Raw genomic sequence first — 21,738 nt, 5'->3', positions numbered from 1 at the left:
AGGGGGCGTTTTTCGTTTCACGTCTGCGCGGATTGCGGTGTCGGATTAAACAGGTCAAAGCCTATGGCTGAGTCCTTCAGGGCCTTCCAAACCTGATAATCCGTGAAATATCCGGTGTGACCACCGGGCTCGACCGGAATGTTGCGGTTTGCGGAAATCAGCCCGCCTTCAATCTCGGTCCCTACAAAGTCATCCTGCCTGAAGATGTTGAACCATGCGGCGTTCAGGTTTTTGGGAACGACTGTGAACATCTCGGGAAAATAGCGCTGATAAATATGGGTCACAGGACAGCCCATCGTAATCAGCGTCACGTTGCGCCCGTTGATAAGCTTTTGCACGCGTGGATCAGCCAGCATTTGCGTGGCAATCACGGTGCCTTGTGAATGTGAGATCACCGTGATGTGGTCCGCGGCAAAGATATCCACCACATAATGCAGTGCACGATAAAATCGTTCATCAATCGCCTTGCGATCCGGATAATTGCGCAGCCTCGTTTTCAGGTCCGCTTTCAGTAAACACTTGTCGCGAATGGCATAGGTGACAATGTCCCGTGCCACACCCAGCCCTGCTGCGACGAAATCGGAAAAGCGGTACATCAATGCTGTTGCACCCAGGACGATCAGGCCAATCTCGCCCTGTTTGCTTGCCAGTTTGTTCAAAACCCGGCCAATCAGGTTGCAATTGTCCGTTCCGATCTGACACAGGGGATCGACGTGCTGGCTCAACGCGATTTCTCGGATAGTGACCATCGCCAGTACGATTGCACCGAACAAAAAGACCCATTGTGCAAAACGATTGAGGATGGCGCGGCTGATCAGCCCGTCGCGGATATGCAGGTTTGCCTTCAGCCCTCTGCGACCGGCAAACAGGCCAACACCGACAAACGCAAGCAGGACAATTGCCGCGAAGGCAACACTGAGTGTTTCGATGGAGTCACTGAGGAAATTGTCAAAAAGACCGGTCAGTTTTCCATCCGACAGCCCCGGAACCGTGTCGAGCATTTCCCGCAGCATTAGCCACAACCCGGAAATGAAGAACATCCAGAACACCAACATGCCTGCACAAATGCTGGGGTACAGCCGCCTGTGTTCTTTCAGATTGTCTGCCTGAACCTTTTCATCAAGGCTGGTCGCAGAAAGCACGTACAAAATGATTGTCATGAAGATCAGAGAAGCCCAGAAAAACGCGAGCAGGTAGACCTGAAAAGCTACAAACTGCTCCAGCGCCGAAGGGCAAACCGGGCTGTCCGGCAAGGGTGTGCAGGCTCGGATTTCCAGACCAAGCGGACCAATGATCAGGCAGATCAGCAGCAAAAACCCTATCCCGAAAATGCCGCGCCAGAATACGCGTCTTAGATAAGTCGGGGCTGCAAAGCTGCGCCTTAGTCCGTATGCGGCCCCTCCGGCGTAAAGCGTGAACAAGAGCCAGAACAGCAGGATCGTGCTTTGAAAGAAGATCCCGGGAACGCGATCAACCATAACGGCTATGGCACCGATCAGAAGATAGGCATTCAGGGTCGCAACTGCGCCGAAGAAAACCCAGGTAAAAAGGTGAACCAGCCGCGCGGCCAAAGTGTTCCTGCCGTTGACTTGGTCCGAGGCCACATCCGCGCGGCTATGCGTTTGTTCGGCATTGTCCATGGCCAGATAACCCAGCGCAAGAACAACCCAGATCAGGTCCAATGCTGTCTTAATGGCTCCTTTCGGGGCGGGTGAGCGGTCGGCCCAGAAAACCTCGGCAAACATGGCCTCGTCCTGCGGTGCTGACGGTTTCGTCACCTTGCGCAGGTTGACCGGGAATAGTTTTGCGCTTCGGGGCGTGCCGTCGAAGGTTGTTTCGGCCAGCTCTATCATCCCACGCTGAACCTCAATCGGGGGTTCGGGATTGCCATCCAGCCAGGTTGTCGCGGCCCCGACGACCTGATCGACGGTCTCACCGGGTATTTGTTCGCCAATTCCGTGAACCGTCAGGATCAAATGGCGACCCATCTCATGCTCCAAATCTCTTTTTGACAATGCGGCTAGGCTAACATGATTGCGGCAATTCGCAAAATCCGCGCGCCTCGCAGCCCCATGGCTTCGCCACTTGAACTTGGAGGATTGATCTGAAACCGTCAGCCCATGGCGATGATTGCAGTTGATACTCAGTTCGGAAAACTTGGGATCGAGGAAACGGATAGTGCCCTCACGCGGCTGGTCTGGGACGGTCAGGACGACGGCGAACCAACAGCTCTGCTGCGCGAGGCGGCGGCGCAGTTGATGGCCTATGACGCTGGACGGCTTGACCGCTTCGATCTGCCCTACCGCATTCATGGATCGCAGTTTCAAAGGCAGGTCTGTGATCTCATGTATGCCATTCCCCTTGGGGAAACGCGCACCTACGGGGATATCGCCAAGGCGTTGGGGCAACCGGCGCAACCGGTCGGTCAGGCCTGCGGGGCAAACCCGATCCCCGTTATTATTCCCTGCCACCGAGTGCTGGCTGCCAATGGGCTGGGCGGGTTTTCCGGGTGCGGCGGGATCGAGACAAAGGTTGCACTGCTACGGCATGAGCGGGCGGCGGGTCTTTTGATCTGAGCCTCGAAATTCGGTTGCAATCCGGTTCTGGGAAGCACAACTTATATCAGTTGCTGAATTTGAAGGATCGCATTGAATGAGCACCGAAAAAGATCGCGCAGCCCAGAAGAAGGCCATTATCGACCGGTTGATGTCGCTTGAGGCAGAGGAGCTTGCAACGGCGCAGGCCCATTACGACGCATTTCTGAAGGATGCCCAACTGGATGACCGGGAAGGCCACGACAAGGATGACATAGCCGCATCGCGCGAAAATGCCGATCTGGCAGCTGCATTTGACGCGCCTGTTCATGCGCATCATGCCAAAATCGATGTGATTGAGAATACCGATTTTGGTCTGACAGATACAGTCAGGCCGGGATCGGTGATCAGGTTCAACAACCGCAGCTTTGTCGTCTGCGTTTCGACGACCCGGTTCGAGGTGGGTGGAGATACATATATGGGGATCTCGACACAAAGCCCGATCTACCTAGCCATGGCGGGCCTGCAAGCAGGCGACGTCTTTACCCATAACGGTACTGAATTTGAGGTTCAGGACGTTCTTTAAATCCGGTCCGGCAGCGCTCGTGTCAGGTACGGCGCTGCGGAACAACCTGTTGTGCGATACCCGCAAATGTCAGGTACAGGCTGGCGATGACCAGACCCCAGTGGGCCCAGCTTTCGGGATGAAAATCGACCCATGCGGCCCAGCCCGCAAAGAACGTCCAGGCAAGGGCGACCGGCAAGGTCAGACTGCGCCAACGCTCGGTGCGCACGGGGTGAACGAATTTCAAAGGTAGAAACATCGCAAGCGACAGCAGCGTGACCAGCAGCAGGATGATCCAGAAATTGGGCTCCAGTGCGAAGATCACGACAACGAACATGTTCCAGCATCCGGGAAAGCCGGAAAAGGAATTGTCCTTTGTTTTCATCCGGGTGTCCGCGAAATACATCGCGCTGGCAAAGGTGATGACGATGATTGCGAACCAGCCGGTCCATCCATCCATCAATCCGGATTTGAACAGCGCAAAGGCTGGGATGAACACATAGGTCAGATAATCGATGATCAGATCCAGCAAGACGCCGTCAAACTCGGGTGCGTTTTTCTTGACGTGATAGTGCCGCGCCAACGGGCCGTCGATGCCATCGACAATGAAGGATACAACCAGCCAAAGGTACATGAGGCTCCATTTCTCTTCCACGGCGGCCAGCATGGCCAGCATTGCGAAAACAGCACCAGTGGCAGTGAAGAGATGTACGGCAAGAGCTTTGAATCTGAGTGTCATGCTAGGGTCATGACCGATGCACGCCAGAGATGCAAACCAAAAGCCCGAGGTTCCTGTTCGATGTGTCGGTCACGCCTTTGGATGCGCACGGTTGTAGACCTCCATCAGCCGTGCGGTATCCACGGCGGTATAGGTCTGTGTGGTTGACAATGAGGCGTGCCCCAACAGTTCCTGAATGGCCCGCAGATCTCCTCCGGCGGACAGCAGATGGGTGGCAAAGCTGTGTCGCATGGCATGAGGCGTGGCAGTTGAAGGCAGCCCCAGTTGCATTCGTGCCTTGGTCATGACGCCCTGAATCGCGCGCGGGTTCAGCGGACCGCCACGGGCACCCCGGAACAGGGCGGCGTTCTTCGCTTGCGGGTGGGGGCAAAGCTGAAGATACCGGTCAACCGCGTCTCGGGCAGCTGGAAGAACCGGAACGATCCGTTCCTTGTCGCCCTTCCCGACAATGCGCAATGTCTCGGGCAGGGGCGCGTCTGCACCGGTCAGGGACAAGGCCTCGGATATCCGCAGGCCGCATCCATAGAGCAGCGTGACAACCGCAACATCACGGGCCGCGACCCAGTCGGACACAGATTGCAGCTCGACCGTGTCAATCATGGCGAGCGCGGCGTCTTCGGCCAGAGGGCGGGGCAATTTCTTGGTGAATTTGGGCGCGCGGGTCGACAGAACGGCGGTGGGTTCAAATCCCTCTCGCTCGGCCAGCCAACGATAGAAGCTTTTGACGGCGGACAGTTTGCGCGCAAGGGATCGCGCGCCGATATCCCCGCTGCGCTGATCTGCCATCCAGGCGCGCATGTCCGAGACGGTGATCCGTTCCAGCGCCTTCAACCCTTGTCGTTCCCCTTGATGAAGGGTCATGAAAGACAAAAACTCGGTGACATCGCCGCGATAGGCGGTCTGGGTGTTCTGGGACCGCCCCGCCAGCGCGCCCAGAGTGTCCAGCCAGTGCTGGAGCGCGTCGCGGCAAGCAGGTGAGATAAGGTTCATGACAGCCAGTGGCGCATCGAGCGTTCGAATACGCCGGAAAAGAAGGTGAGAAGATCGGTGCCGAGTTGCGGTGTGAAATGCCGCGGATCACGGGCCCCCATGACGATCATGCCCGGCAGGCGACCCGGACCGAGGTCCAGCTTCAGGCAGGCTTCCGAGCGCAACTGATCCGCCAGCGCGCCGAAAACACGTCGGTTCGGCTGATGAGTTTCGCGCAAGGTCACGTCGCGGACAGGGCCGCCGCGACCATTGGTCAGGTATTGGTTGATGAAGCCGGGCTCTGCGATCGTCAGAACGCCTCCAAGCCTGTCGATGGCAGGATCGTTCTGAGCCACGGTGGTTTCCAGAACCAGCGTGATATGGTCAACCCGCAGGATATTTGCGACATCGGCGCCAAGGGCACGCAGGAAATCCTCGAATTCGACGGGTTCCAGCAAGCGCAAAATCGCGCGGTGTACCTGATTGGTGCCTGCAAGGTTTTCATAGGCCGCAGCGATGACCGAGCGGTGGGTATCTTCCAACCGGTCCAGCCGCGCCTCGAGCCGCTGCATGGCAATGCCGCGCAGATCGATCACATTATCACCCCGGGCGCGTTCGTTCGCGGCCACAAGGGCTTGCATCAGGTCCTTGTCGTCCAGAACGACGTCGGGCTCGGCCAGAATTGCCGCGCGGAGATTATCCTCGAGTTTGGGATTGCTGCTCATGTCCTGTCCGGTCTTTTTTTGTTGGGCGGCTTATAGCATGCTGAACCGGATTTGCCTTGGGAAAAATGCACGCAAGAGTGGATTTCCCCGGATGCTGTGGCGGATAGGCTCCCGCCTGCCACGCCTGATCGCAGATCAGGCTTTGGGCCGTTGGGCCGGGCACGGCGCCTGATAGCGCCGCGCGGTTGCACACCAGATTAGAGGATTTTCTGACCGGTTTTGGCCCAGTCTGCCAGAAATGTTTCCAGACCTTTGTCAGTCAGCGGGTGATCGGCCAGTTTCTTGATTACGGCTGGCGGCGCGGTGATGACGTCCGCACCAATGCGGGCACTTTCGGTGACGTGGTTCACGGTGCGGATCGAAGCAGCCAGAATTTCGGTTTCGAATCCGTAATTGTCATAGACCTGACGGATGTCGGCGATCAGATCCATGCCATCCAGGTTGATATCGTCCAGACGGCCGATGAAGGGCGAAATGAAGGTCGCACCTGCTTTTGCAGCCAGAATCGCCTGATTGGTCGAAAAGCACAGGGTGACGTTGACCATCTGCCCTTCGTCGCTGAGCGTCTTGCAGGTTTTCAGACCGGCCCATGTCAACGGAACCTTCACGGCGATATTCGGGGCAATCTTGGCCAGCTTGCGGCCTTCGGCGATCATGTCGTCAGCTTCGGTGGCGACAACTTCGGCGGAAACGGGACCGTCGACCAGATCGCAGATCTCCTTTGTCACTTCCAGAATGTCGCGGCCCGATTTCAGGATCAGCGAGGGGTTGGTGGTCACGCCGTCCACCATGCCCAGATCGTTCAGTTCAGCAATGGCGTCGATCTCGGCAGTGTCTACGAAGAATTTCATGAGGGCAGTCCTTTGATGGGTTGGCCTTGGTCGCGGATGGCTTTACCTCAAAGAGAGCCATGCTGGAACCCCCTGCAAAGGATATGCTGTGAGCGCTAACGGATTTTTCGACGAGGGAGAGCTGATTGCGGTGCTGACAACGCAACCGCTGGACCGGACGTTGGATTACAAAGCGCCGGAAGGAGGATGCTTTCTGGGTGCGTTTGTCGAGGTGCCGCTTGGTCCGCGCAAGGTGTTGGGGGTTGTCTGGGGGCCGGGGCAGGGCGGATTCGATCTGAACAAGGCGCGGTCGGTGATCCGTGTGCTGGACGTTGCGCCCATGCGCGAGGAGATGCGGGCATTCCTCGGCAAGGTTGCCGACTACACCCTGACGCCGATGCCCGCGATGTTGCGACTGGCGACCCGCGCGCCGGGGCTGGGTGACCCACCGTCCATGCGCAAGATCTATCGTTTGGGAACCACCTCGCCAGACCGGATGACCGACGCCAGAACCCGTGTGCTTGACGTGTTGCGCGACTATGGCGGGTTGGCATTTACGTTAAAGGAACTGGCAGAACAGGCCGGGGTAACTTCGTCCGTTGTCAAAGGCTTGGTCAAGCAAGGCGCGGTTCGTGAAGAAGACAGCCCGCGCGACCTGCCGTATCCGCATCTTGATCCCGATTTGCCGGGAAAGAACCTGACCGAAGATCAGGCAAGTGCGGTTGCGCAGCTTAGCGCCGGGCAACGGACGGGGAATTACGGCACAACGTTGCTGAAAGGCGTGACGGGTTCCGGCAAGACCGAAGTCTATCTGGAGGCTGTGGCCGAAGCGCTGCGCATGGGGCGGCAGGCACTTGTCCTTTTGCCGGAAATTGCGCTGACCGCAGAATTCCTGACACGGGTTGAGGCGCGGTTTGGCGCGCGCCCTGCCGAGTGGCATTCGGGCGCGACCATGACTGAACGCAGGCGCGTCTGGCGGATGGTCGGGCAGGGGGAAGCTCAACTGGTTGTTGGCGCGCGGTCAGCCCTGTTTCTGCCATTTCGCGATTTGGGGCTGGTCGTGGTGGATGAGGAACACGACACCTCGTACAAACAAGAAGACGGGGTGCATTACAGTGCGCGCGACATGGCGGTCCTGCGGTCGGCCATCTGCGGCGCGCGGGTGATTCTGGCCAGCGCAACCCCCTCGCTGGAAAGCTGGGCGAATGCTGAGGCAGGTAAATATGATCGGATCGACCTGACTTCGCGTTTCGGCGCGGCGGTGTTGCCCGAGATGAAGCCCATCGACATGCGGGCCGAACAGATGCAGCCGGGAACGTGGATATCTCCGGCTTTGCGGCAAGCGGTGCAGCAGCGGATCGAAAAAGGCGAGCAGTCGCTGCTGTTCATCAACCGCCGTGGCTATGCACCGGTTACCCTGTGCCGTGCGTGCGGAGAACAGATCGCCTGCGACCATTGCGACGCGCGCATGGTGGAACACAGGTTCCTGAAGCGTTTGATGTGCCACCAATGCGGTGAGACCAAGCCGATGCCCGAGATATGCCCTTCCTGCGGGGTCGAGGGCAAGCTGGCCCCGGTGGGGCCGGGGATTGAGCGTTTGGCCGAAGAGGCCGAAGCAACCTTCCCCGAGGCGAAAATCGCGATGCTGAGTTCCGATCTTTTTGGTTCAGCCCGGGCATTGAAAGCCAAGATTGAAGAGATCGCCGCCGGGGATGCCGACATTATCATCGGCACGCAATTGGTCGCCAAAGGGCACAACTTTCCCAAATTGACATTGGTTGGTGTGATCGACGCTGATCTTTCCCTTCACGGTGCGGACCTGCGCGCGGCTGAGCGTACGTTTCAATTGATGCGGCAAGTGGCTGGGCGTGCGGGACGGGCTGACAAGCCGGGGCAGGCGCTTTTGCAGACATTTCAACCGGAACACCCGGTGATCCGGGCCATCCTCTCGGGTGATGAGGAAGGGTTCTGGAAAGCCGAGGCAGCGGGTCGGCAGGCGGCAGGCGTGCCGCCCTATGGTCGCATGGCCGGGATCGTGTTGTCGGGCCCCGAGGTTGGACCGGTTTTCGATATCGGCAAGGCAATGGCCCGCAACGATGCGCCCCTGCGCGCGATCGGTGCTCAGGTCTTTGGCCCTGCGCCTGCACCCATTGCGCGTATACGCGGCCGCCACAGGGTGCGCTTGTTGGTGAAAGCCCCCAAGGGGGCGCCGATACAGGATGCCATTGCCCGCTGGATCGCCCCTTTGCGTCTGAAGGGCGATATCCGCCTGACCGTCGATATCGATCCACAAAGCTTTTACTGACTATTGCATTAACGCAGGGCCATTGTGCGCCGGTCGCTTCCCCCTCGCCAAAGTCGGGAAATGGGCGTAGAGGATTCTCATGCTGAAACCCATGCCCCTTGCCGAGGCGCAGAGCCTTCCGTTCTGGCGTCGTCCTGTCACGCTTCTGTTCGTGATGGCCTTGACCATGCCCATCGCGTTTAATGCGTGGAGCGCGCTGTTGAACAACTTCGTCATTGAGGCAGCGAATTTCGACGGGGCCGATATCGGCCTGCTACACACGGTGCGCGAGATTCCGGGCTTTCTGGCGGTCGGCGTGATTGCCGTCATCATTTTCATTCGCGAGCAGGTGCTGGCCATGATCTCGCTGATGATGCTTGGGGTCGCAACGGCTTTTACGGCCTGGTTCCCAAGCCTTGGCGGATTGCTGTTCGTGACCTTGTTCAGTTCAATCGGGTTTCATTACTATGAGACTGTAAACCAGTCGCTTCAGTTGCAATGGCTTCCCAAGGATCGCGCGCCGCAGATATTGGGATGGCTGGTCGCAATGGGCTCGGCTGCAACGATGGTGGTTTACGGGCTGATCGTTCTGACCTGGGAGCGGTTCGATCTGTCCTATAACTTTGTCTTCATGGCTGCTGGCGGTGCAACAGCTTTGCTAGCCCTGTTTTGCCTGTTCGCCTTCCCGCAATTCGATGCCCCCACACCGCAAACCAAGAAACTGATCCTGCGCCGTCGATACTGGCTATATTACGCGCTGCAATTCATGGCCGGTGCGCGGCGACAGATCTTTGTCGTCTTTGCCGGGTTCATGATGGTCGAGAAGTTCGGCTTTGAAGTGCATGAGCTGACCAGCCTGTATCTGATCAACCTGATGATCAACATGATGGTTGCTCCGTTGCTGGGTAAAGCGGTGGCCAAGTTTGGCGAACGGCGCACGTTGATCTTTGAATACACCGGTCTGGCGATCGTGTTCGCAGCCTATGGTGGCATCTACTGGTTTGGCTGGGGCGTGCTGTTGGCGGCGACGCTCTATGTCATCGACCATGTGCTGTTTGCGCTGGCGCTGGCGCTGAAAACCTATTTCCAGAAAATCGCCGATCCGGCGGATATTGCGCCAACTGCCGCAGTCGCGTTCACGATCAACCATATCGCTGCTGTTTTCCTGCCCGCGTTGCTGGGTTTGCTCTGGGTCATGTCGCCAGGCGCCGTATTTGGCCTAGCGGCGGCGATGGCGGTCGTTTCTCTGCTGCTGTCCCTGCTGGTTCCACGCCACCCGGAACCGGGCAATGAGACCGTCCTGAGCAAATACGCGCCAGCCCCGGCGGAATAGGTCGCAAGCTTGACGTTGGCGGCGCACCGTCCTACGCGCAGTGCCAACTGAAACAGGAGTTCCCCATGCCCACATTCACTGCGCTGACCACGCTGACAGGTAAGAAAGCCGCCGAAGGTTTGGGCGAAGCGATGGAGCGGCTGGAGCCCGAACCAACCGGCGTCGGTGTGTTCGAGGTCGAAGATGGCTCGGGCCTGTGGGAAGTGGGTGGATATTTCACCGAAGCCCCTGACGAGGCCGCACTGGCCGTTCTGGCAGTTGCCTTTGAAGCCAAACCTTTTGTTGTGTCGGAATTGCCTGAAACCGATTGGGTGGCCCATGTGCGGCGAGAGCTTGCCCCGGTTGAGGCGGGCCGCTTTTTTGTCTATGGCAGCCACGATGCCGACAAGCTGCCCGACGGTCGCATTCCACTGCTGATCGAGGCGGCAATGGCCTTTGGTACCGGGCATCATGGCACCACGCTGGGATGTCTGAAAGCTCTGGACCGGTTGTTGGATGAAGGATTCAGTGCCTCGAAAGTAGCGGATATCGGTTGCGGCACGGCCGTTCTGGCCATGGCGGCAGCCCGGGTATGGGATGGCGATTTCATTGCCAGCGATATCGACGAAATGGCCGTTGAAGTGGCCGAAGCCAACCTGAAGGCAAACGGTATGTCCGGCGCGGTTCGGTGTGTTGAAGCCGCAGGTTTCGATCATCCCGACCTCAAGGCACACGCACCCTACGATCTGATCTTTGCCAATATCCTCAAAGGGCCTTTGGTGGCCTTGTCACCCGAAATGGCAGCGAATCTCCGCCCAGGTGGGCATGCGATCCTGTCGGGAATCCTTAACGAACAGGCCGATGACGTGGTTTCCGTTTATTCACAAAACGGGTTCAATCAGACCTATAGGGCCGAGATTGGTGAGTGGACGACCCTAATTTTAACCAAACAGGGCGCGAATTAGGCTATTTGCAGGAGTTTTATAGGTTTTTGCCACGTTTTTGTCGCAATCTCTTTTTACCGTTTTCTGAATGAAGTCGAGGGGGGCGGTTTTTGGAGGCTGCCATGACGGGTAAACAACTGGAGTTCAATCAGCGCGTAAATCGCCTGAACAAGAAACACCAAAAGATGAGCCGTGGCTATCGTGCGACGATGCGCAAGGATGGCCTGGTTGTGATGAGGCCGCAGCGGGTGAGCTCGGCGGTGCCAGCAAAGGTGCTGTTGCTTACGCTTGTGGGTTTCTTCGCCTTCAAAGCATTTCTTTTGTCCCACCTTAGTCCCACCGGCTATCAATATCGGATCGACAGCCTGAACGAAGGCACACCAGTCGAAAAAGCCGGTGCCTGGGTGATGCAAATCGATCCTGTGTCGCAAGCCCTCGCCAGTCAGTTGAACAAAGTTTTCTACTAATCCGCTCCCTCGGATTAAAAAAAACACCGCGTACCCTTATGGTGCGCGGTGTTTTTGTGTGCCCCTCAAGGGAGGAGGAAGGGGCATATAAGTGTTGGGGTCGGTTCTTAGCGGCGACCTTCGGCAATGATGTCGATGTCACCACGGCACAGGCCGATATCATCCAGTTCGCGGTCGGTCAGACCGGTCAGCGCGTTGCGGGTTACGCGGGCGTCATTCCATTCAACTGCGGCGTTAACGGCCGATACGAAAAATGCGCCGATACGGCCAACAAGGCCGAACGAGCCAGTGGTAGCGACGCGGGTTGTGTCCAGTGCAGCCATATCCTGTTTCCTTCTGGTTAGTGTTCACATTGCATTTCTGCGATCTGCGGGGCATCTAGTGCCGTCATTTCGTTCGCACAAGTTCAGTTTTTGCATGTGTCCTATGCGTTTTCTGCAAGGCTTCACGAAGTTGTAATCCCCTTAAACAATTGGTGAAAAAGCCTTTGAGAAAGTGTCGAATTCAGACTTCACTGGGTCGCAAAACGCGCCCGAAGTCGCGCCTGAAACACGCGTGTCGTTTTCAGCCCTGGGGTCAATTCGCTTGGAAAATGTTCACGCTTCGTGCTAGGCGTTGAAAAAAGATCACACAACCCGAGCAGGCCGAGGCAAAACATGCGAATTCTGGGCATCGATCCGGGGCTTAGAACCCTGGGATGGGGCGTCATCGAATCAAATGGCAGCCGCCTGAGCCATGTGGCCAATGGATTATGCAAATCGGATGGCGACGATCTGGGCGAGCGGTTGCTATCGCTGCACAATCAGATTGTCGAAGTGATTGCGGATCACAGGCCCGATCAGGCTGCTATCGAACAGACATTCGTGAACAAGGACGGGGCCGGAACCCTCAAGCTTGGGCAGGCGCGTGGCGTGGCGTTGCTGACGCTGGCACAGGCCGGTCTGCCGGTGGGGGAATATGCACCCAATCGGGTCAAAAAGACCGTGGTGGGCGTGGGTCATGCCGAGAAAGAGCAGGTTATGCACATGGTCAAACTGCAATTGCCGGGCTGTTTTCCGAAAGGGGCCGACGCGGCGGATGCACTGGCGATTGCAATCTGCCACGCCTATTACGGAAAGACGCAACAGGCGCGTGTGAAAGAGGTGCGGGCATGATCGGAAAACTGACAGGGCGGCTGGATTATCGTGCGGCAGATCATGTGCTGATCGATGTCCGGGGCGTCGGCTATCTTGTCTATTGTTCCGACCGGACCTTGGCGGCATTGCCGGGGGTGGGCGAGGCGGTCTCGATCTACACTGACATGGTTGTCCGCGAAGACCTGATGCAGCTTTACGGGTTTCTGTCGCTTGTCGAGAAAGAGTGGCATCGCCTGCTGTGCTCGGTCCAGGGGGTCGGCGCGAAGGTGTCGCTGGCGATCCTGAGTGCATTGGGACCCGACGGTGTCAGCCGCGCAATTGCCCTGGGGGACTGGGGTGCGGTAAAGGCGGCCAAGGGGGTCGGGCCAAAAACAGCCCAGCGGATCGTGTTGGACCTCAAGGACAAGGCGCCGGGTGTGATGGCCATGGGTGGCACGATTACTCAGGCGCTGGACGGCCCGGAACTTGAGGTTGTTGAGCCGAATGATTCTACGCCCGCACCTAGACGTGTGTCGAAACCGCCATCAGGTGCTGCGGCCGCGTCTGCCGGGGCGTTGTCGGCGCTGGCCAATCTTGGATATGGGCCGTCCGACGCGGCGGGCGCTGTGGCTGAAGCGGCTGCAAGCCAGCCGGATGCGGACGAGGCTGATCTGATCCGCGCGGCCCTCAGGCTGCTGGCTCCGAAAGGGTAAGTGAATGGTTGACGCTGATCCCACCCTGCGCCCGGAGCCCCTGCCGGAAGACAATGACCGCGCCTTGCGTCCTCAGGGGCTTGATGAATTCATTGGTCAGGCTGAGGCGCGTGCCAACTTGCGCATCTTTATTCAATCCGCCCGGCAACGCGGCGAGGCGATGGACCACACCTTGTTTCACGGACCTCCGGGGTTGGGTAAGACGACCCTCGCACAGATCATGGCGCGTGAACTGGGGGTGAACTTTCGCATGACCTCTGGCCCGGTTCTGGCCAAGGCGGGGGATCTGGCGGCGATCCTGACCAATCTTGAATCGCGGGATGTGTTGTTCATCGACGAGATTCACAGGCTCAACCCGGCGGTGGAAGAAGTGCTGTACCCGGCGATGGAAGATTTCGAGCTGGATCTTGTTATCGGCGAAGGCCCTGCTGCGCGCACTGTACGGATCGAGTTGCAGCCATTCACACTGGTGGGGGCCACCACGCGGATGGGCCTGCTGACAACGCCCTTGCGTGACCGGTTTGGTATCCCGACCCGGCTTCAGTTCTACACGGTTGATGAATTGCACGAAATTGTCACCCGGAACGCGCGAAAACTGGGCGCGCCTGCGGATAACGATGGTGCGCGCGAAATCGCGCGCCGGTCGCGCGGAACGCCACGTATCGCCGGGCGATTGCTGAGGCGTGTTGTGGATTTCGCGATTGTCGAAGGGGACGGGCGGATCACACGGGACCTGGCCGATGGTGCCTTGACCCGTCTGGGCGTCGATAATCTGGGTCTTGATGGCGCGGACCGGCGATATCTGAAGCTGATTGCCGAAAACTATGCAGGTGGCCCGGTGGGGATTGAAACCCTGTCTGCCGCGCTGTCCGAAAGCCGCGACTCGCTTGAGGAAGTGATTGAGCCCTATTTGCTGCAACAGGGGCTGATCCAGCGTACTCCGCGCGGGCGGATGTTGGCGCAGAAGGCGTGGACGCATCTTGGGATGGCCGCGCCCAAGCGGCAAAGCGATCTGTTCGGTTGAAGCCAGCGCGCTTAGATTTTATGCCTTTCGGCGAGAGTATTTTTGAAAAGATGAAGGGCTGGCGGTGACACCGGAAGAAATTGAAGCGCTGTTCACACGCGAAAGCGGCGAGTTTCTGTTTGCGCGCTGGGGGCGGCCTATTGTTCCGATCGTTTTCGGCGTCGAAGACGAGACGCTGGCCACCGTAAAAGGGGCTTTCGAAGCCGTTGTCACGCTGGCCGGTCACCAAATGGCCGAGACGGACCCTGAGCTTGGCGCGAATTGCATGGTTTTCTTTTTCCGGGACTGGCAGGAGCTGCTGGAGGTACCGGACCTTGATCGATTGATCCCGGATCTGGAACCTTTGGTCGCGCGTCTGGTCGCGGCAGATGCAAACCAGTACCGCATTTTCCGGTTCGAAGAAGATGGCGCGGTCCGCGCGGCGTTTGTGTTTCTGCGCATGGACAAGGAATTGTGCAAGGTTCCGGCGGAAACCCTTGCGCTCAATCAGGTCGTGCAGACCATCTTGCTCTGGTCGGACACTGCATTTCGCAATCAATCTCCACTGGCAATCGCAGGTGAGGCCACGATCCTGCGTCCCGACATCGCGTCCTTGATCCGGGCGGCCTATGATCCGGTTTTGCCACGGGCGGCACAGGATGCCTCGCATGCGTTAAGGCTGTTTGCCCGACTGGAGGCGTTGCAATGAAACACACCTACCCCATCCGCGTGTATTATGAAGACACCGACATGGGTGGGGTTGTCTATCACGCGAACTACCTGCGCTATATCGAGCGCGCGCGCTCGGACTGGGTGCGTAATCTGGGCAATGACCAAAACGCCATGCGGGAGGAGGGCATTGTTTGGGTCGTGCGGCGGGTCGAGGCCGAGTATCTGGGGCCTGCAAGGTTTGATGATGAATTGATCGTCGAAACCGAGGTCACCGAAATCTCGGGCGTGCGTCTGACTATGGCGCAGCTTGTTCGCCGCGGTGAGACCGAAATATTTCGTGCATCTGTCACGGCCGTTTGCATCAATAAAGCGGGCAAACCGATCCGATTGCCGGCAGAGATTCGCGCATTGATGTAACAATTTGCGGACCATGGGTGGTTCTGTTGGCTTTTCATGACCAACTGAGATAGCGTTTGGCAAAATAAGGCCAAACGAACGGCCATCAGGCAAAACAAAGAGCAGGTTCATGGAAGCTGAAACGCTGGCGCTGGCGCAGGAGATCGACTTCTCCATGTGGGGGCTGTTTGCCCGCGCGACCTTTATCGTCAAACTGGTGATGCTGGTACTTACCGGCGCATCCATCTGGTCCTGGGGGATCATCATTCAGAAGCTGATCAACTATCGCGCGGCCCGACGCGAGGCGCAGGTTTTTGATGAAAGCTTCTGGTCGGGCAACCCGTTGGATGAGTTGTTCGAGCAGATCGGAACGCAGCCGGATGGCAGCTCGGAAAAGATCTTTGCGTCAGGCATGATCGAGTGGCGCAGGTCACATCGCAATGATGGCGGGCTGATTGCCGGGGCAACCGCGCGGATCGACCGGTCGATGGATGTCGCCATCGCGAAAGAGGCGGAAACCCTGCAAAAAGGTCTTCCCATTCTGGCAACTGTCGGCTCCACGGCTCCGTTTATCGGGCTGTTTGGCACCGTTTGGGGCATCATGAATGCATTCATCGAGATTGCCGAACAGCAAAACACCAACCTTGCCGTTGTGGCCCCCGGTATTGCCGAGGCGTTGATGGCGACAGGGTTGGGCCTTTTGGCGGCGATCCCGGCGGTGATTTTCTATAACAAACTCAGCGCCGATAGTGACCGGATCGTTGGCGGCTATGAAGCCTTTGCGGATGAATTCGCAACCATTCTGTCGCGCCAGTTGGACAGCTGACGATGGGCGCTGCGATCCAGCAATCTTCGAACGGCAATGGGCGCAGGCGTGGTCGGCGTCGCGGTCGCGCGCAGCCGATGGCCGAGATCAATGTGACACCTTTCGTGGATGTCATGCTGGTGTTGCTGATCATCTTCATGGTGGCCGCGCCATTGCTGACGGTTGGTGTTCCGGTCGATCTGCCCAAGACCGCAGCCAGTGCGCTGCCCGGCGACAATGAAGAGCCTTTGACCGTGACCCTGACCGCTGACGGACGCGTGCAGATCCAGACCACCGACGTGTTGCGCGAAGAATTGATTGGCAAGCTGCGTGCCATTGCGGCAGAGCGGAGCAGTGACCGGGTTTTCCTGCGGGCCGATGGCGCAATCCCTTACGCACAGGTGATGCAGGTCATGGGTGCGCTGAACGCGGGCGGGTTTTCCAACGTTGGCCTTGTGACCGATACCGGCGGGCCGACGCTGGATGAAGGTGGAGAGTGAGGTCGCACGGTGGATACCGGCACCAAGATTTCAGCGATTGCGCATGTCAGCCTGATCGGATGGGCGATATTCGGCGGCACCTTCCGGTCCGAACCGTTGCCGATTGCTGTGCAGGATGTCTCTGTGATCACGGCTGAACAATTCGCGGCCATGACGGCCCAGCGGGATGCGCCGGAACTCCCCGAAGTGCCGACCGCGTTGCAGCAGCCGCCCGAGCCGGAGGCTGTGACCAAGCCGCCGGAACCCGAGAGTGACGAACAGCCCCGCCCTGAACCTGTTGCACCGGCTGAACCGGAACCAGAGCCAGAGCCCATCATCGTGGAAGCGCCGCCAGAACCCGAGGTTCCTGACGAGCCTCCGGTTCTGACGGAACCTCAGATCGAGCCTGTTGCACAGCCTGCGCCGCCCGGTCCGGAGGCACAGCCGCGCCCATCAGACCGCGTCGCGCCTGAGGCAATAGCTCCGCCACCGCCCGAGGCAAAGCCTGATGATTTTGAAACGCCTCCGGTATCCCTGGATGAAGGCGCAGAGGTTCAACAGGAACAGCAGGATCAGACCGCGCCGCAAGAGGCAGCCCCGGAGATTGTGACCGAAGCCGAGGAAACCAAGGACCAGTCGCCCCTGACATCTCCGCGACCGCGCGTGCGCCCAAACCGGCCAAGCCCGCCGCCGGAACCCGCTGTGGCCAAAACGCCTGAGGCGACCCCGGAACCTGAGAAACAAACCGATGAAACGGCAATCAACGACGCCCTGGCCGAAGCCTTGGGCAGCGGGTCCGAACCTTCTGGCCCACCGCTGACCAGCGGAGAGAAAGACGCGATGCGACTGGCTGTCTCTGGATGTTGGAATGTGGGTTCCTTGTCCACGGATGCGCTGAACACTGTGGTTGTTGTCGCGTTTTCACTGAACCGTGATGGTACGGTCGTCGGTGGCAGTGTTCGGATGCTGGACAGCTCTGGTGGCTCGGCGGGAGCCGTTAAACAGGCCTACGAGGCTGCGCGACGTGCTATTTTGCGCTGCGGGGCCAAAGGATATGATTTGCCTGCTGACAAATACGAACATTGGCAGGATGTTGAGATTACATTTAACCCCGAGAGGATGCGGATCAAATGATGAAGCTTCTGACCAGCCTCTTTGTCGGCCTGACACTGATGTCTGCGCCGGTTTATGCACAGAACGGGCCTTTGCGCCTGGAACTGGATGAGGGGATTATCGAACCCTTGCCCTTTGCCGTTCCGAATTTTGTGCCGGACGGCCCGGCCGCAGCTCAGTTCGCGCAGGATATCTCGCGCGTGGTGGCGGCTGACCTGACCGGGACCGGGTTGTTCCGCGAAATCTCCTCGGATGCGTTCATCAGCCGGGTCAGCAGCTTCGAAGCTCCGGTTCAGTTTGCGGATTGGAAGGCGATCAACGCTGACGCGCTGGTCACCGGCGCTGTCAATGTGTCCGGTCAGAAACTGACGGTCCGGTTCCGGGTGTGGGATGTGTTTTCGGGCCAGGAACTGGGCAATGGCCTTCAACTGGCAGGTACCACAGACGGGTGGCGGCGCATGGCGCACAAGGTGGCCGATCAGGTCTATAGCCGGATCACAGGTGAAGGCGGTTATTTTGACAGCCGCGTTGCCTTTGTTTCGGAAAGCGGGCCGAAGGACCAGCGCCTGAAGCGTTTGGCGATCATGGATTACGATGGCGCGAATGTGCAGTACATGACCGACAGCGCCGCAATCGTTCTGGCGCCCCGGTTCTCACCCACCGGTGACCGGCTGCTTTATACCAGTTATGAAAGCGGCAGCCCGCGCATATACGTGACTGAAATCGGGCGCCCGAAACCGCGGGAACTGAAGACGCAGGACGGGACGATGAGCTTTTCGCCTCGGTTCTCGCCGGATGGCCGGTCGATTGTCTATTCGCTGATTCAGGGCGGCAATACCGATCTGTGGAAGATGGATATCGTTTCGGGTCAAAGCACGCGCCTGACCAACACGCCCGCAATTGAAACTGCCCCCAGCTATTCACCCGATGGCAGCCGGATCGTCTTTGAAAGCGACCGCTCCGGCACGCCGCAATTGTACGTGATGGCAGCAAACGGGGGCGAAGCCACGCGGATCAGCTTTGGTGCAGGTCGCTATGGTACCCCGGTCTGGTCACCGCGCGGCGACCTGATCGCCTTTACCAAGCAGAACCAGGGCCGGTTCCATATCGGCGTGATGCGCATCGACGGGTCAGAAGAACGTTTGCTGACAGCCTCTTTCCTGGATGAAGGCCCCACCTGGTCGCCTAATGGCCGGGTCATCATGTTCGCCCGCGAAACGCAGGGGGCCAGTGGTAGGGCATCGCTTTACTCGGTGGATATCTCGGGCAGGAACCTGCGCCCGGTACGTACACCGGACGGCGGCAGCGATCCGTCCTGGGGCCCATTGCAGAATTGATCGCAGCAAAGTTCACAACAAATCGTCCCTGTGGTAGACAGGCGGCAATAAACATAACACGAGGCACCTGAAATGAACGTATTGAGCAAAGTTCTGGCGCTGGGCGCGCTGAGTGTGATCGCCGCCTGCACAAACAATGACCCCTCAGCCTTGGGTGGCGGTGGTGGTAGCGGAGGCATTGGATCCATTGTCCCCGGATCACCGAGTGATCCGCGCTCGCCCGCGTATTTCCAGCAAACAGTCGGGGACCGTGTCCTGTTTGCCGTTGACCAGTCAACCCTGTCGCCCGAGGCGCAAACAGTGCTGCAAGGGCAGGCGGACTGGCTGCTGGCCAATCCGGATTTTGTCGCAACGATCGAAGGCCACGCGGATGAGCAGGGCACGCGGGAATACAACCTTGCGCTGGGCGCACGCCGGGCGAACGCTGCGCGTGAGTACCTGATTTCGCGCGGTGTTGCGGGCAGCCGCCTGAACACCGTGAGCTATGGCAAGGAACGCCCGATCGAGATTTGCAGCACCGAGGAATGTTATTCCAAGAACCGCCGTGCGGTAACGGTTCTGACCGGGTCAACTCTGGGGTAAGATGATGCGCATTGCAGGATGGGTTTTGGCGGCGGTTGTGGCGACGGCTGGTGTAGCACAGGCACAGGATCAACAGACCCTTGCGGACATCCGTCAGGAACTGACGGTGCTACATGTGGAAATTCAGCGTTTGAAACGCGAATTTTCCACTACGGGTTCACCCGCACCTAACCTGTCCGGCAGTTCGGTCCTTGAACGGGTGGATGCCATCGAGGCCGAATTGCAGCGCCTGACCCGCCAGACCGAGCAATTGAACCAGCGGGTGCAGAACATTGTCACCGACGGCACCAACCGCATCGGTGACCTTGAGTTCCGGCTGGTTGAACTGGAAGGCGGCGATTTGTCGACGTTGGGTGAGACCTCGACATTGGGTGGTGACACGGCCACTGTGATAACCGGACCAACAAGTATCGAAACGCCAACGGCGACCGATAATGGTGAACTTGCCATAGGTGAGCGTGCTGATTTTGATGCTGCCTCGCAAGCGTTGGCCGATGGCGATTTCCAGACTGCTGCCACGTTGTTTGCGCAGTTTGAAACAAGCTATCCCGGCAGTCCGCTGGCGCCCGAAGCCAACCTGAAACGCGGTCATGCCCTAGAAGGGATTGGCGACACACGCGAAGCGGCCCGGGCATTTCTGGCCAGCTTCACGGGTGATTCCGAGGGCGCGTTTGCACCCGAGGCGCTGTACGAACTGGGCGCGGCGCTTGGCCGTTTGGGACAGACCGATCAGGCCTGCATCACGCTTAATGAGGTCGGAGTACGCTTTCCTTCTGCGCCAGAGTTTTCGAGCGCCACGCAGGAGATGACCGCGTTGGGATGTACTTGAACCATCACTCCGGCAAACTACTTGCAGACCTGCGCGCCCAGCTACCGGAAACACTTCCGCGCAAGTTGGGGATTGCCGTTTCGGGAGGCGGGGATTCCGTCGCCTTGATGCATCTTTTGCATCAGGTGGCGCAAGATGAGGCCATCACTCTTTTCGTTGCCACGGTCGACCACGGTTTGCGACCCGAATCCGCGTGCGAGGCCGAAACGGTATTTCGGCAGGCGGCTGCGTTGGGGATGTCTCATGATACGCTGCGTTGGTCGGGATGGGACGGTACCGGCAACTTGCAGGACCGGGCACGTCAGGCGCGATATGATTTGTTATCCGAATGGGCGAAGGGCCGCGGAATCGACGCCATTGCGCTGGGCCACACCGCAGATGATCAGGCGGAAACACTGCTGATGCGGTTGGGCCGATCATCCGGGGTCACGGGCCTGTCCGGCATGTCGGCTATTCGGAAACGGCGGGGTCTGACGTTGCTGCGTCCGATGCTGGGGATCACCCGTGAACAGCTGCGCTCCTATCTGACTGAGGCTGGCGTAGCATGGGTGGACGATCCTTCGAATCAGGATGCCCGTTTCGATCGGATCAAGGCGCGCGAAGCTTTGGGTGGGCTGGAACCTTTGGGAATTGATGCGCTTTCATTGTCCCGCGTGGCGGATAATCTGGCGCAGGCAAACACGGCACTTGGCCTCTGTACGCAAGAATCCGCAGGGTCCGTGGCGCAGGTGGATCAAAGTGACGTGAGGGTGAATCGGGCCGGATTTGCCGCGTTGCCCCTTGAGATTCGGCGTCGTGTGCTGCTGGGAATCCTCTCGTGGATTGCCGGGTCGGGTTATCCCCCGCGTCAGGCGGCCGTGGATCAGGCAATGGATGCAGTTGCGAATGGGCAATCGGGGTCAGTGGGCGGTTGTCTGATTGTTCCACAAGGCGGGAGTGTTTGGATTTGCAGGGAATTTAATGCCGTGAAATCTCAGATCGCGGCGCCCAGTGCTGTGTGGGATGGCAAATGGCGGCTCAGCGGACCGGCAATAATGGGCGCAGAAATCCGCGCTTTGGGCGGTGAGGGGTTGCAACAGGTGCCCGAGTGGCGTGCAACCGGGCGTCCCAGGATAGCGTTGACGGCGACGCCTGCGGTTTGGATTGCGGACAGGGTGCTGGCCGCCCCGCTTGCGGGTCTCGCGAATGGCTGGCATGCCAGGCTTGCGTCAGATTGGCCCGAGTTCCACGCATCTTTTTTATCGCATTGAACATACGACAATCCTCTCTATTTTAAGAGGTAACTTGGCAGCGTCTCACCTGCCGGAACTTTTAGGAGAATTTCC

General features: G+C 58.7%; 24 protein-coding genes. 18 read left to right on the top strand and 6 right to left on the bottom strand.

Features of this window, described 5'->3' with window-relative positions:
- Nucleotides 1-17 precede the first annotated feature (17 nt).
- Entirely contained in the window at nucleotides 18-1,988 is a 1,971-nt protein-coding gene (locus ACR3E2_RS08880; RefSeq protein WP_480483983.1) for a hypothetical protein, read from the bottom strand.
- A gap of 132 nt (nucleotides 1,989-2,120) precedes the next feature.
- Here ACR3E2_RS08880 and ACR3E2_RS08875 point away from each other — a divergent pair, with 132 nt between their 5' ends.
- Together ACR3E2_RS08875 and ACR3E2_RS08870 are read left to right on the top strand one after the other, a co-directional pair.
- A complete protein-coding gene (locus tag ACR3E2_RS08875; protein WP_480483982.1) occupies nucleotides 2,121-2,576 on the top strand; it encodes a methylated-DNA--[protein]-cysteine S-methyltransferase in 456 nt (151 codons plus the stop codon).
- Between the two features lie 76 nt (nucleotides 2,577-2,652).
- Entirely contained in the window at nucleotides 2,653-3,120 is a 468-nt protein-coding gene (locus ACR3E2_RS08870) for a hypothetical protein (RefSeq protein ID WP_267364127.1), read from the top strand.
- Nucleotides 3,121-3,142: 22 nt separating this feature from the next.
- On the opposite strand, the gene ACR3E2_RS08865 is transcribed toward ACR3E2_RS08870, so the two are convergent.
- The 4 genes from ACR3E2_RS08865 to fsa all read right to left on the bottom strand — a co-directional run bounded on the left by ACR3E2_RS08865 (nucleotide 3,143) and on the right by fsa (nucleotide 6,383).
- Complete coding sequence (locus ACR3E2_RS08865; RefSeq protein WP_480483981.1) at nucleotides 3,143-3,838, bottom strand: CDP-alcohol phosphatidyltransferase family protein; 696 nt, start codon at nucleotides 3,836-3,838, stop codon at nucleotides 3,143-3,145.
- A 69-nt stretch (nucleotides 3,839-3,907) separates the two neighbouring features.
- Nucleotides 3,908-4,828, bottom strand: coding sequence for a tyrosine recombinase XerC (locus tag ACR3E2_RS08860; protein WP_480483980.1), 921 nt, complete (start codon nucleotides 4,826-4,828; stop codon nucleotides 3,908-3,910).
- Entirely contained in the window at nucleotides 4,825-5,532 is a 708-nt protein-coding gene (locus ACR3E2_RS08855; protein WP_480483979.1) for a DUF484 family protein, read from the bottom strand. The genes ACR3E2_RS08860 and ACR3E2_RS08855 overlap by 4 nt, the downstream gene beginning before the upstream one ends.
- Before the next feature lie 197 nt (nucleotides 5,533-5,729).
- Nucleotides 5,730-6,383: a fructose-6-phosphate aldolase gene (fsa, locus tag ACR3E2_RS08850; RefSeq protein ID WP_209505487.1), complete on the bottom strand. Its 654-nt coding sequence runs from the start codon at nucleotides 6,381-6,383 to the stop codon at nucleotides 5,730-5,732.
- A gap of 88 nt (nucleotides 6,384-6,471) precedes the next feature.
- On the opposite strand from fsa, the gene ACR3E2_RS08845 reads away from it, so the two are divergent.
- From ACR3E2_RS08845 to ACR3E2_RS08830, 4 genes are all read left to right on the top strand, one after another.
- Nucleotides 6,472-8,667 carry a primosomal protein N' gene (locus ACR3E2_RS08845; RefSeq protein WP_480483978.1) on the top strand — a complete coding sequence of 732 codons (2,196 nt, stop codon included), beginning with the start codon at nucleotides 6,472-6,474 and terminating at the stop codon, nucleotides 8,665-8,667.
- A gap of 79 nt (nucleotides 8,668-8,746) precedes the next feature.
- On the top strand, nucleotides 8,747-9,979 hold the full coding sequence (locus ACR3E2_RS08840; RefSeq protein WP_480473741.1) for an MFS transporter: 1,233 nt from the start codon (nucleotides 8,747-8,749) through the stop codon (nucleotides 9,977-9,979).
- 65 nt (nucleotides 9,980-10,044) lie between these two features.
- Nucleotides 10,045-10,923: a 50S ribosomal protein L11 methyltransferase gene (locus ACR3E2_RS08835; RefSeq protein WP_480483977.1), complete on the top strand. Its 879-nt coding sequence runs from the start codon at nucleotides 10,045-10,047 to the stop codon at nucleotides 10,921-10,923.
- Nucleotides 10,924-11,012: 89 nt separating this feature from the next.
- Entirely contained in the window at nucleotides 11,013-11,369 is a 357-nt protein-coding gene (locus ACR3E2_RS08830) for a hypothetical protein (RefSeq protein ID WP_480483976.1), read from the top strand.
- Nucleotides 11,370-11,476: 107 nt separating this feature from the next.
- Here the strand turns inward: ACR3E2_RS08830 and ACR3E2_RS08825 are convergent, their stop codons facing one another.
- On the bottom strand, nucleotides 11,477-11,692 hold the full coding sequence (locus ACR3E2_RS08825; protein WP_480483975.1) for a DUF1127 domain-containing protein: 216 nt from the start codon (nucleotides 11,690-11,692) through the stop codon (nucleotides 11,477-11,479).
- A 333-nt stretch (nucleotides 11,693-12,025) separates the two neighbouring features.
- Between ACR3E2_RS08825 and ruvC the strand changes: the two genes are divergently transcribed.
- The 12 genes from ruvC (at nucleotide 12,026) to tilS (ending at nucleotide 21,663) form a co-directional block, all read left to right on the top strand.
- A complete protein-coding gene (gene ruvC / locus ACR3E2_RS08820) occupies nucleotides 12,026-12,523 on the top strand; it encodes a crossover junction endodeoxyribonuclease RuvC (protein WP_480483974.1) in 498 nt (165 codons plus the stop codon).
- Complete coding sequence (gene ruvA, locus ACR3E2_RS08815) at nucleotides 12,520-13,197, top strand: Holliday junction branch migration protein RuvA (RefSeq protein WP_480483973.1); 678 nt, start codon at nucleotides 12,520-12,522, stop codon at nucleotides 13,195-13,197. The genes ruvC and ruvA overlap by 4 nt, the downstream gene beginning before the upstream one ends.
- Before the next feature lie 4 nt (nucleotides 13,198-13,201).
- Nucleotides 13,202-14,221 carry a Holliday junction branch migration DNA helicase RuvB gene (ruvB, locus tag ACR3E2_RS08810; protein ID WP_267364110.1) on the top strand — a complete coding sequence of 340 codons (1,020 nt, stop codon included), beginning with the start codon at nucleotides 13,202-13,204 and terminating at the stop codon, nucleotides 14,219-14,221.
- A 64-nt stretch (nucleotides 14,222-14,285) separates the two neighbouring features.
- On the top strand, nucleotides 14,286-14,909 hold the full coding sequence (locus ACR3E2_RS08805) for a hypothetical protein (RefSeq protein ID WP_480483972.1): 624 nt from the start codon (nucleotides 14,286-14,288) through the stop codon (nucleotides 14,907-14,909).
- Nucleotides 14,906-15,289: a tol-pal system-associated acyl-CoA thioesterase gene (gene ybgC / locus ACR3E2_RS08800; protein WP_480483971.1), complete on the top strand. Its 384-nt coding sequence runs from the start codon at nucleotides 14,906-14,908 to the stop codon at nucleotides 15,287-15,289. Before ACR3E2_RS08805 ends, ybgC begins: the two co-directional genes overlap by 4 nt.
- A 109-nt stretch (nucleotides 15,290-15,398) precedes the next feature.
- Nucleotides 15,399-16,094, top strand: coding sequence for a protein TolQ (gene tolQ, locus ACR3E2_RS08795; protein ID WP_209505518.1), 696 nt, complete (start codon nucleotides 15,399-15,401; stop codon nucleotides 16,092-16,094).
- A 2-nt stretch (nucleotides 16,095-16,096) separates the two neighbouring features.
- The gene (tolR, locus tag ACR3E2_RS08790) at nucleotides 16,097-16,573 is read left to right on the top strand and encodes a protein TolR (protein ID WP_480483970.1); all 477 of its coding nucleotides are present in this window, start codon (nucleotides 16,097-16,099) and stop codon (nucleotides 16,571-16,573) included.
- A 9-nt stretch (nucleotides 16,574-16,582) separates the two neighbouring features.
- Nucleotides 16,583-17,686 carry an energy transducer TonB gene (locus tag ACR3E2_RS08785; RefSeq protein ID WP_480483969.1) on the top strand — a complete coding sequence of 368 codons (1,104 nt, stop codon included), beginning with the start codon at nucleotides 16,583-16,585 and terminating at the stop codon, nucleotides 17,684-17,686.
- Complete coding sequence (gene tolB / locus ACR3E2_RS08780; RefSeq protein ID WP_480483968.1) at nucleotides 17,683-19,002, top strand: Tol-Pal system beta propeller repeat protein TolB; 1,320 nt, start codon at nucleotides 17,683-17,685, stop codon at nucleotides 19,000-19,002. Before ACR3E2_RS08785 ends, tolB begins: the two co-directional genes overlap by 4 nt.
- A gap of 72 nt (nucleotides 19,003-19,074) precedes the next feature.
- On the top strand, nucleotides 19,075-19,584 hold the full coding sequence (pal, locus tag ACR3E2_RS08775) for a peptidoglycan-associated lipoprotein Pal (protein WP_267364104.1): 510 nt from the start codon (nucleotides 19,075-19,077) through the stop codon (nucleotides 19,582-19,584).
- 4 nt (nucleotides 19,585-19,588) lie between these two features.
- Nucleotides 19,589-20,413: a tol-pal system protein YbgF gene (gene ybgF, locus ACR3E2_RS08770; RefSeq protein ID WP_209598305.1), complete on the top strand. Its 825-nt coding sequence runs from the start codon at nucleotides 19,589-19,591 to the stop codon at nucleotides 20,411-20,413.
- A complete protein-coding gene (gene tilS / locus ACR3E2_RS08765; protein ID WP_480483967.1) occupies nucleotides 20,404-21,663 on the top strand; it encodes a tRNA lysidine(34) synthetase TilS in 1,260 nt (419 codons plus the stop codon). Before ybgF ends, tilS begins: the two co-directional genes overlap by 10 nt.
- The last annotated feature ends 75 nt before the right edge of the window (nucleotides 21,664-21,738 follow it).

The organism is Ruegeria sp. AL7, from assembly GCF_056536105.1.
The sequence above is the reverse complement of the archived record's forward strand: the minus strand, read 5'-3'. Positions and strand labels throughout refer to the sequence as shown.